The 1,713-nt window shown below is 52.3% G+C and carries 2 protein-coding genes; both read right to left on the bottom strand.

The features are described 5' to 3' along the window. Positions 1-22 precede the first annotated feature (22 nt). Positions 23-982 (bottom strand): AAA family ATPase, encoded by a 960-nt coding sequence (locus KDK16_RS07940; RefSeq protein ID WP_257275481.1) that lies wholly within the window; start codon positions 980-982, stop codon positions 23-25. Positions 983-1,088: 106 nt separating this feature from the next. Next, positions 1,089-1,713 (bottom strand): hypothetical protein (locus tag KDK16_RS07935; protein ID WP_257275480.1); only part of this gene is annotated, 625 nt, incomplete at its 5' end.

The following is a 1,713-nucleotide window of genomic DNA, read 5'->3' as shown; positions in this document are numbered from 1 at the left end:
TCAGGCCCCGATTTACTGGCCCTTACAAACGCCATCCGGCTCCTACACACTCTGGTTCTTCAATACCGATAAAGCGGGGTGGCTCCGGATCATGCAGCACCGTTAAGTAAGCCAGCATTTTCATGGTGCCATCGGAGGCAAATTTCGACAGCACCGGTTGATCAAAAGGTGCATCTTTTATCTGTAATAGCAGACGACCATCGGGCATCGGGTCTGCTGCAACCTTTTCCAGCCGGGGAATGCGCTGGCGCAGTTTGGCAAAAATAGCTTCCAGCCGTTCCGGGTGTTGCTCTTTTAGGTACTGGATTACGTTGGGCAGGTTTTCACCGCCTTTGCTTAAACGCTCCTGGGGGCCGGCTTCCGGTTGATTGCGGGTTTGGTCAATGGAGAGATAGGAGACATACCAGTCGGTAATAAACTCCCGCAGGGCGGCAATACGCGGATGTTCCGAAAGCTGCCCAAGAGTGTTGACAGCAATCAGGTCCGAGGAGCGCAGGTTGGTTTCTGGCCGATCATCATCTTCATCGGGGGTTTCGCCACTGGCAGCACGACCCTTGCCCCGGCTGAACTCCAGAAAGCGGAAAGGCTTACCTTTAGCGCCCCGTCGCCACTGTAGCCACTCCTCCACCACTTCCGGGCCTCTGCTGCCCTCATCAATGGCTAGATGGTAGGTGATAATGGGGGTGCCAGGCTTCTCCCGATATTTCAGTTCAAACAGGATGGGGCCGGAGGCGCCACGGCTTTTCAGCTCCTTGCCCCGGCCCCGACGATCCCAGGCGTGGCGCAGGCCAAACTGAAAACACTCCGACAGAAAGTTGAACACATCAAAAATGGTGGACTTGCCGCTGCCATTGGGACCCAGCAGCACCGTTAGGGGGGTAAGGTTCTTCAGTTCGATCTTACGCAGAGCCCGGTAGTTTTCAACTCTGATGGATTCTATTTTGGGTATACCGGGTCGTTTTTTTGGTTGTTTTGCCATCATGGCCTCCATTAAACAGCCATGAGCGGAAAATACCGCTCCCCTCAAGCATTGAAGATAAGAAAGTGCCAGACTGCGGCATTTTCATTATAAATAGCACGATAGTGGATCAGTCGCTTTCGGCGATCAACTGTTTCACCAGTTCGTTTAATGCACTATCGTTTAGGTCTTTTGGTTGCCATTCATATTTCACTTCACCTGTTTCCTTGCCACGACGAATGACTGGTACTTCTACTTCATGCCAGAAATGGTCTTCCACATCGTGGGCAATGGCCAGGCTGCGATCCTGGTGGCATTTGCGTAATACTCGCTCTGGCCAGATACTGCAGGCCAAGTGTGCCCAATCATAGTCACCTTTTTCCAGTTTTTGCCAGGTCTCTTTCAGTTTTTTCTGCCAGGCTTTGTGTTGGAATAGTTTCCACAGTGGGGCTGCGGTAATCTGTACGCCGTCGTTTAGATTGGGTTTCCAGAATTTGGCCAGGCGTAGCAGTTCTTCGCGGAAGTCTCGTAGCTCACTGGCCAGATCGGTGAGTTTGGCCAGTTCTTTTTCTTCCTGATTGCTGCGGGTGGACTTTCCTCTTAGGGCGCTCAGGTCTTGCTCCACTTGCTGAAGCTTTGGTTCAACAAAATCGTTGACGCAGGTGTAGAGGGTTTGTTCGTTTAAGCGGTGATAGTAGACCCAGAGTGTGTAGGAGCCGGATGGCGTTTGTAAGGGCCAGTAAATCGGGGCCTGA

The sequence above is a fragment of the Endozoicomonas sp. SESOKO4 genome (genome assembly GCF_024606275.1).
Note: the sequence above shows the minus strand (reverse complement) of the source record. Positions and strands in the feature narration are given on the sequence as shown.